This window comes from Candidatus Margulisiibacteriota bacterium, assembly GCA_031268855.1.
Classification (GTDB): Bacteria; Margulisbacteria; Termititenacia; order Termititenacales; family Termititenacaceae; genus Termititenax.
This window is the reverse complement of the sequence record JAIRWS010000095.1, coordinates 1-7,741: the sequence shown is the minus strand read 5'-3', so window position 1 is coordinate 7,741 and position 7,741 is coordinate 1. Positions and strand designations below refer to the sequence as shown.

The window sequence follows — 7,741 nt, the reverse complement described above, 5'->3', positions numbered from 1 at the left end:
CCGCCGCGCAAAAATCTATTCGTCAGATCCGGCACATTCGGGTCGGCTTGATGATTGGCGGTGTTGCAGATCTTCCAGATATTCTTAAACTCCGCGCTGGTCGCGCCCCACGCCGCAGTGCTGAAAGTCAGTATCGCGCCTTTCGGAAAAAATGTCAGATTGAGAATATCGTCCGCGTACATTTTCTGGCCTGCCGCTATGGTCATAAAAATACCCCCTATTTTTATTGCTGCTTGTTAAAGCCGAACTATCTATAAGATGTAAATAATAATACACTATCTATTGGTATTTGTCAATGGACGCTATCCATTAGAGTATAAAATAATAAAATGAACTTGCGGCAGATATTTATTCGTAATCTTAAAAGGATCAGAAAAGGCTCCGGCTTTTCCCAAATGCAACTGGCGCTGCTTTGCGACACGGCCGCGGGCTATATCGGCGCCATTGAGACCGGCCTGAAATTTCCCTCGGTGGAAATGGTGGAAAAAATAGCCGCGGCTCTGCGGGTCAAGCCCTATCAGCTCTTTTTGGCCGAACAGAGCGCGCCGGCCAGAACCGCCTATCCTAAACCTGAATTGCCGGAAGAGCTCAGGCGCGTTATTTTGCAGCAATTGAAAACATTAACGCTCAGAGTCCAAAAATACTGAGCAAGTAAAATTAGTGATCCGGACGCTGTTGTTTTAATTCCGGTTTTTTTCTAAATAGCCCGCAAAACGCTGAAATAAATGCCCCGCGTCGTGCGGGCCGGGCGAGGCTTCGGGGTGATACTGCACGGCAAAGATCGGCTTGGTCTGATGGGCAAGGCCCTCGACGGTCTGATCGTTGAGATTGAGATGCGTGATCTTCACCGGCAGGCCGGCGAGCGAGCCGGGGTCTACCGCGAAGCCGTGATTTTGCGAGGTGATCTCCACCTGGCGCGTCGTCAGATCCAGAACCGGCTGATTGCCGCCACGGTGGCCGTATTTGAGCTTGAAAGTTTTGGCGCCGAGAGCCAGCGCAATGATCTGATGCCCGAGGCAGATGCCAAAAAGCGGTAGGCCGCTGGCGATGAGTTTTCGCGTATTCTCTATGGCGTAAGCGACAGCCGCGGGATCGCCGGGGCCGTTGGACAAAAATACGCCGTCGGGTTTTTGCGCCAGGACTTGTTCCGCGGGAGTGTCCGCCGGCACGACCGCCACCGCGCAGTCCGCGGCGGACAGCATTTTTAAAATATTGCGTTTCAGGCCGAAATCATAGGCGATAACTTTATATTTTTTGTTCTCCGAAAAAACATACGGCTTCTGGCAGGTAACGCCGCTGGCCAGATCGAGGCCGTTCATTTGCGGCGCGGCTTGCACTTTGGGCATTAACGTTTTGGGATCGAGGTCTGTACTGGAGATGATGCAGCGCATCGCGCCGCGATCGCGGATATGGCGCGTCAGCCGGCGCGTGTCCACGCCCTCGATGCCGCAGATCTGCTGTCTGTCCAGAAACGCGCCGAGCGATTCTTCCGCGCGCCAGTTTTCGTAAACCCGACTGTATTCGCGCACGACGAAACCCCGCAGCGCCGGCGTTGCGGATTCCGTGTCGGCGTTATTCGCGCCATAATTGCCGATCATCGGCGCGGTCATGGCGATTATTTGTCCCGCGTAGGACGGGTCGGTGATGATTTCCTGATAGCCGCTCATAGATGTATTGAAGCAGCTCTCGCCGACCGCTTCGCCGGCATAGCCGAAACTAAAGCCCTGAAACAACGCGCCGTCTTCCAATAATAAAACCGCCGGCTTTTTCATGCTTTTAGCCAAACTCCTTTTTCCGCCGTGTATTTGATCTGTCCGCCGACGATAGTCATCGCCGCCCAGCCGGAAAGTTCCCAGCCGTCAAAAGGCGTGTTTTTGCCTTTGGAATAAAATTTGGTCTTGTCCACTTTTTTGGTCAGCCGCGGGTCGATGACGGTGAGATCCGCCGCGGCGCCGGGTTTGAGTGTCCCTTTGTCCAGCGCAAAAATTCTGGCCGGGTTGACGCTCATCAACTCGATAAGCCGCTCCAAAGTGATCTGGCCGGTTTGGACGAAATGCGTGTAAAGCAGCGGCAGAGCGGTTTCCAATCCCGAGACGCCACAAGCCGCGAGATTGAATTCCACGCGCTTGTCGTCGAGCGTATGCGGCGCGTGATCCGTGGCGATGATGTCGATCGTCCCGTCCCGCAGGGCTTCGATCAAGGCCAGCCGGTCAGCTTCCTGACGCAGCGGCGGACTCATCTTGGCGTTGGTGTTGTAATCGCCGACCGCTTCCTCGGTCAGCAGCAGATAATGCGGCGCGGTCTCGCAGGTGATCGGCGCGCCGAGTTTTTTCGCCTGGCGGATCAGATCCAAACTTTCTTTGGTGGAAATATGCGCCAGATGGATGCGCCCAAAATTTTTAGCGATCTCGATGTCGCGCGCGACCATAGTTGCTTCTGACGCGCTGGGTATGCCCGGCAGGCCGAGCTTGGTGGACAGCGCGCTTTCGTTCATCGAGCCGCCATTGGTCAGCGCTTTGTCTTCGCAGTGCGAAATGACCACGGAGTTGAACATGCCAGTGTATTCCAGTACTTTGCGCAGCACCTGCGCGTTGCCGATGGGCTGGCCGTCGTCGGAGAACGCCACCGCGCCAAATCTCTGCATTTCACCGATCTGCGTGATGAACTCGCCCCGCAGCCCGATAGTGCAGGCGCCGATCGGCAAAACATTGACTATGCCGTGCCGCCGCGCGACTTCCTGAATGTGCTTGATGAGACTGACGTCGTCGGCGGGCGGGTCAGTATTGGCCATGCAGGCGATACTCGTAAAACCGCCCGCCGCCGCGGCTTTGCTGCCGGTCTTAATGGTCTCTTTTTCTTCCTGTCCGGGTTCGCGCAAATGCACATGCATATCGATCAAACCAGGCGTGACGATTTTGTCCTGAAGATCGTGCGTTTCAGCGTCAGGCGCGGAAATTTTTTCTTTTAACCCGGTGATCTTGCCGTCGGCGATCAGCAGGTCGAGTTTTTTATGCAGCCCCTGCGCCGGATCGACGACCGTACCGTTTTTTAACAAAAGCGTGCTCATGGTTTTTCTCCGATCAATAAATTTAAAATTGCCATGCGGACAGCAATGCCGTTAATGACCTGTTCCAGAATAACATTTTGTTTGCCGTCGGCCACCGGCGTGGAAATTTCCACGCTGCGGTTGATCGGCCCGGGATGCAGGATGAGCAGGCCGGGCTTGGCTTTGGCCAGCCGCTTTTCGTTGATGCCAAAAAGCCGGTGATACTCCCGCTTGGACGGGATAAAATTTTTATCGGCCTGCCGCTCGTGCTGCATTCGCAGGACATTCACAAAGTCCGCGTCAGCCAGCGCGCGGCCAAGATCGTGCTCGACCATAACGCCAAAATCCTCGATGCCTCTGGGGATCAAGGTGGCCGGCCCGCAGACCGTGACCTGCGCGCCGAGCGTGTTTAGCCCCCAGATATTCGAGCGTGCCACGCGGCTGTGCGCGATGTCGCCGACAATGACGATTTTTTTATTTTTCAAATCGCCCTTGAATTGCTGCATGGTCATAATGTCCAGCAAAGCCTGGGTGGGGTGCTCGTTAAAACCATCGCCGGCGTTGATGACAGGCAGCGTCGTGTTTTCGGCTGCCAACTGCGGCGCGCCGCCGTGGCTGTGCCGGATAACCACCGCGCTGAAACCCATTACTTCCAGATTGCGCACGGTGTCGATAAGCGTTTCGCCTTTTTGCACGCTAGACGCGGATACGCTGACATTATGCGCGCGGCCGCCCAGCCGCCCCGCCGCGACGTTAAAAGAAGTCATGGTGCGCGTGGACGGCTCGTAAAACAAAGTCAGCAGCGTTTTGTCCAGCAGAGATTTTTTGATCCGCGCCGGCGCGGAAAATTGGTTTTTATAAGCAAAAGCCTCTTGAATGATCAGGTTGATCTGTTTGGCGCTGAGATTTTTTAGCCCCAGCAAATCCTTAATACCCAGCGGGTTGATGGCACACCTCTAAATAGAACTTCTTAATTATAGAGAAAAATTTTATCTTGTGCAATAATAAAATATTATGGTTAGACGCCGCGCGAACTCTTTGCCAAAATATCTGCTGATCGTTTTGGGCGCCGTTTTGTTTTTGAGCGGCCTGTCCTGGCTGGTGTCCTCGTCGCTGCAGGATATGAGCGCTCCGCTGCGCGAGGAGAGACAAGCCCAGACGGACAGCGCGCGCAACCAGACCGGCCGCGAAAATGTGGCCTATTACTGGGACCCCGAGGAATTGATCGCCCAGCAGCTGGAAAACGAACTGCGGCTGCACTATTCCGAAAACACGCAAATTGTGCTGGACAATATCGAGCAGAATATTCAATATACGCGCAACAAAGCGGCGGCCTGGTTTTATCTGGCTGCCGCTTACGAGAGACTGCGCCTGCCGAACAAGGCGGCGGAGATTTACAATACATTGCTCAATAATTTTAACAACCGCAAAGTTGTGGTCTGCGCTTTGAGCGCGCCGCGCCTGAGCAATGGCAGCTGGCCGCGCTACACCGTATCGATCTGGGAAGAAGCCGCGCTGCGCCTGTATTTGTTGACCGGCGAGGTGCTGTATCTTGAGCTGTTGCGGGACAAGGTCGCGGTGTTTGGGCCGGAAATTTCCGGCGAAAACTCTTACACTGGCGGATTTCTCTACGCTGATCTGGCGGCGGACAACAGCGCGCGCGCCGCGGCCAAAACTTCTTCCTATGAATATTATTCCGCGCGCTTCTTTGGCGCCCAGCAATACGCGCGAAATTTTATCTCCTATGCGCGCCTTACAGACGTCGACGTGACGGATTACGAAAAGTCGTCTTATCTGGCCGGCGCGGACGAACCGCTGATGCCGGCGGACAGCGCCAGAATACGCGCGCCGGCATCCGTTACCTTAACTCTGGCAGATCTGCGCAAGACCGACCGGGGAACGTATTTGTATACTTTCCTGTATAATGAAGCCGGACTGAAAATAGATCTAGAAGCAGAGGGCGGAGCTTTCTATATAAGAAGGGTTTACGGGTGAAAAAGCTTTTAATAATCTTGTTTTTAAGCTGTGTCGCGCTGGCCGACTGGAATGGCAACCGCTATACGGACAGTAAATATCCGGTAACTTTTGAGATACCCGGCTCGTGGAAAATCCTGCTGGACGGCCAGCACCGCGCGACAGCTATGCGCGGCGACGAAATTACCGTTGTGGATTTTAATATCCAGCCAGCTAATAAACGTAGCGCGGAAGATGCGGCCCGCGACCGCCTGCGCGCTTACGACAGCTGGCGGTATCTAGCCGGCGCCCAGCTCAATGGCAAGGAGCGCAAAGGCGCGGACTCGGCTTTTAATGTCATGTACAATCGCTCGGTCTTTCAACGTTCAACAGCCCGCACTTCTCTGGTCATTGTTCAGGAAGGCTACTTTGTTAAAGGGGACATGGTCTATATCTTTACGATCACCACCGATTCAACAGCCTGGGCGGACGCTAAGCGGGATATTTTGCAGATATGGAACTCGTTTAAGGTAGACTGAACGATTTTTAATCAAAAAACAGAGCTTGTCCACAAACAATAAACGATATGTGAATAAGAAACAAGAGACAGCCAGTCATTGTTAATAAATAATTAAAATGTTTTGCTATGGTTAACTTGTGGCGCCAGGTGATTTAAGCAAAACTATTTTTTCACCCAGGATTAACAGGCGGTTGATGAGCAATAATTAACAATCTGTAATGGAATGATTGACGAAAATGGTTGCCGATTTGGCAATGTAGCGCGTGCGTTAATTTATACTTAAACATGTTCTGTTGTGGTTAACGAGCAATGCCGAGTGTTTTTAGTAATAATGACTTTTCACCAGCGCTTAACTCTTTTAAACAGCCCGGTTTTAGCGTTCCAAGCTGAAAGTTAAGTATTCTTTTGCGTAAAAGAAGCCTTACTGGACAGCCAACAGCCTCGCACATGCGTCTGACCTGCCTGTTCTTGCCTTCGGTGATGGCCAGCAAAAATTTATAGCCGCCCAGCCGTTTCGTTTTAGCGGGACGTGTCTTTTGACCCAAAATATACACTCCCTGCTCCAAGTTAAGTAACGCTTTGTCTGTTATCGGCCTGTAAAGATTCACTTCATATTCTTTCTCGTGATAAAAAGCGGGGTCCATAATGCGTCTGGCGGTCACGCCGTCATTGGTCAGAAAAATCAAACCGCCAGTGTCTTTGTCCAGCCGTCCGACAGGAACCACGCCTTTAGGCAATTTTACAATGTCCCTGATTTCCCGTTCGCCTTTTTGCGCGTTGACGGTCACTATGCCCAGCGGTTTATTGAAAAGGAAGTAATATTTTGGCGTTTCACGCGCTTTTTTGTCGATTTTTAGCGTGTCCGCGCCCAAAACCATTTTGGCGCCGGTGTCCGTGACCTTTTGGCCGTTGAGCAAGATGTAGCCGGCCGTGATCCACGCCGCGGCCTCGCGCCGCGAAGCCAGGCCTTGTTCGGAGAGATAACGCTGAATGCGGATTTCGGCCATGAGGAGATTATACTTTACTTCAAAAAATCCGCCACCGCAAAAAGAAAATCAAAACCGAATAAAGTCTTGAACCTTGCAGTCCAAAACCCTGGCCATTTTGATGAGCGTCTTGATAGATGGGTTGCCCTGACCGCGCTCGATTTGGTAAATAAAAGACCGTGCTGTTTCTGTCTCCCAGGAAAATCTTTCGCGGGGAATCTTTTTGGCAATCCTGATTCTTTCAATAGTTTTTCCAAGCAGCTTCAATTCGTTCATATAAATAAGTCTACACCGCTTGACAAACGGCGTTTTCCGGTATATAGTACACTATATATAGAGCATGATATATAGGGCGAAGAGGAATTTTTATAAATTATCTCCAGCATAAATTATTTCAGCATAATTTTGCGCAGCGCGGCCAGATTTTTGACTTTGTGCAGGCCAACGCCAGCTTTAGCGTCCCGCAGGGCTTTTAAAGTCTGCGTGTTGTATTCGGGATTGTAGGGATCGCGCTCTACGCTGACGCTAAAGGGAAACCCGCCGGTAACTACAAATTTTTTTAACATGACCCGAATAACATCAGAAGCGTTTAAGCCAAGCTGATGGGAAAGATCATCCACCTGTGTTTTGAGCTCCGGCTCCAGTTTAATATTCAATTGCGGCATTTTTATTCCTTTCGTATAGAATTATATAGCATTTTCTAGTAAAAGTCAAGTAAAATATAGGTATTTATGTCATTGCCAGACCGAACTTAGATAGCGCTCCCTGTGCTCCCTGAGCCAGTATCCTGCGGATACGCTGGCGAAAGGAGCGAAGTCCGATCACTGAGCTTGTCGAAGCGACCGAGTATTCTCTCGCTGGGTTACAGAATATAGTTTAGTCCACGCGGCCGCTGGTCTCCGGCGCGGCCAGCCGCTTTTTTAGACCGGCCAGCCAGCTCGGGTCAAAATAGTAAATATTGCCAAAGTCGGGTTTGAGCGCATAAGCGGCGTAAAAAATCACGCGCTCGGGGGAAGACCAGACCGCCCCGTCGTAGGTGTAATTATTGGCGCGCAGGTAGTGAAATTTAGTTTTGGCGCCGTATTTCTGCGCCAATTCCTGATAGGGATTTTTGCCAGCGAAATCCACGCCGACGCAGACCAGCCGGTCGTCGACAAAATAAAACACCAGTCCTTCTGACCTGGCGAAGTAAGATTCATACTTTTGTGTTTTAGGATAAAATTCTTTGGCGGCCTG

At 51.9% G+C, this 7,741-nt stretch carries 11 protein-coding genes; 3 read left to right on the top strand and 8 right to left on the bottom strand.

Annotated elements, in window-relative coordinates; genetic code table 11:
• Positions 1–206, bottom strand: a 206-nt coding sequence (locus LBJ25_05780) for a hypothetical protein (GenBank protein MDR1453464.1), incomplete at its 3' end; no start/stop codon positions are given.
• 123 nt (positions 207–329) lie between these two features.
• On the opposite strand from LBJ25_05780, the gene LBJ25_05775 reads away from it, so the two are divergent.
• Positions 330–647: a helix-turn-helix domain-containing protein gene (locus LBJ25_05775; protein ID MDR1453463.1), complete on the top strand. Its 318-nt coding sequence runs from the start codon at positions 330–332 to the stop codon at positions 645–647.
• Between the two features lie 33 nt (positions 648–680).
• Here the strand turns inward: LBJ25_05775 and carA are convergent, their stop codons facing one another.
• The 3 genes from carA to LBJ25_05760 are packed head-to-tail and all read right to left on the bottom strand — an operon-like array spanning position 681 to position 3,993.
• The gene (carA, locus tag LBJ25_05770) at positions 681–1,772 is read right to left on the bottom strand and encodes a glutamine-hydrolyzing carbamoyl-phosphate synthase small subunit (protein MDR1453462.1); all 1,092 of its coding nucleotides are present in this window, start codon (positions 1,770–1,772) and stop codon (positions 681–683) included.
• The gene (locus LBJ25_05765; protein ID MDR1453461.1) at positions 1,769–3,067 is read right to left on the bottom strand and encodes a dihydroorotase; all 1,299 of its coding nucleotides are present in this window, start codon (positions 3,065–3,067) and stop codon (positions 1,769–1,771) included. Before LBJ25_05765 ends, carA begins: the two co-directional genes overlap by 4 nt.
• A complete protein-coding gene (locus tag LBJ25_05760) occupies positions 3,064–3,993 on the bottom strand; it encodes an aspartate carbamoyltransferase catalytic subunit (protein ID MDR1453460.1) in 930 nt (309 codons plus the stop codon). Before LBJ25_05760 ends, LBJ25_05765 begins: the two co-directional genes overlap by 4 nt.
• A 67-nt stretch (positions 3,994–4,060) precedes the next feature.
• Between LBJ25_05760 and LBJ25_05755 the strand changes: the two genes are divergently transcribed.
• A complete protein-coding gene (locus LBJ25_05755) occupies positions 4,061–5,041 on the top strand; it encodes a hypothetical protein (protein ID MDR1453459.1) in 981 nt (326 codons plus the stop codon).
• Positions 5,038–5,538: a hypothetical protein gene (locus LBJ25_05750; GenBank protein ID MDR1453458.1), complete on the top strand. Its 501-nt coding sequence runs from the start codon at positions 5,038–5,040 to the stop codon at positions 5,536–5,538. The genes LBJ25_05755 and LBJ25_05750 overlap by 4 nt, the downstream gene beginning before the upstream one ends.
• Before the next feature lie 280 nt (positions 5,539–5,818).
• On the opposite strand, the gene LBJ25_05745 is transcribed toward LBJ25_05750, so the two are convergent.
• The 4 genes from LBJ25_05745 to LBJ25_05730 form a co-directional block, all read right to left on the bottom strand.
• Complete coding sequence (locus LBJ25_05745) at positions 5,819–6,526, bottom strand: rRNA pseudouridine synthase (protein MDR1453457.1); 708 nt, start codon at positions 6,524–6,526, stop codon at positions 5,819–5,821.
• 48 nt (positions 6,527–6,574) lie between these two features.
• Entirely contained in the window at positions 6,575–6,781 is a 207-nt protein-coding gene (locus LBJ25_05740) for a helix-turn-helix domain-containing protein (GenBank protein ID MDR1453456.1), read from the bottom strand.
• A 113-nt stretch (positions 6,782–6,894) separates the two neighbouring features.
• Entirely contained in the window at positions 6,895–7,170 is a 276-nt protein-coding gene (locus LBJ25_05735) for a type II toxin-antitoxin system RelB/DinJ family antitoxin (protein ID MDR1453455.1), read from the bottom strand.
• 211 nt (positions 7,171–7,381) lie between these two features.
• Positions 7,382–7,741 (bottom strand): hypothetical protein (locus LBJ25_05730; protein ID MDR1453454.1); only part of this gene is annotated, 360 nt, incomplete at its 5' end.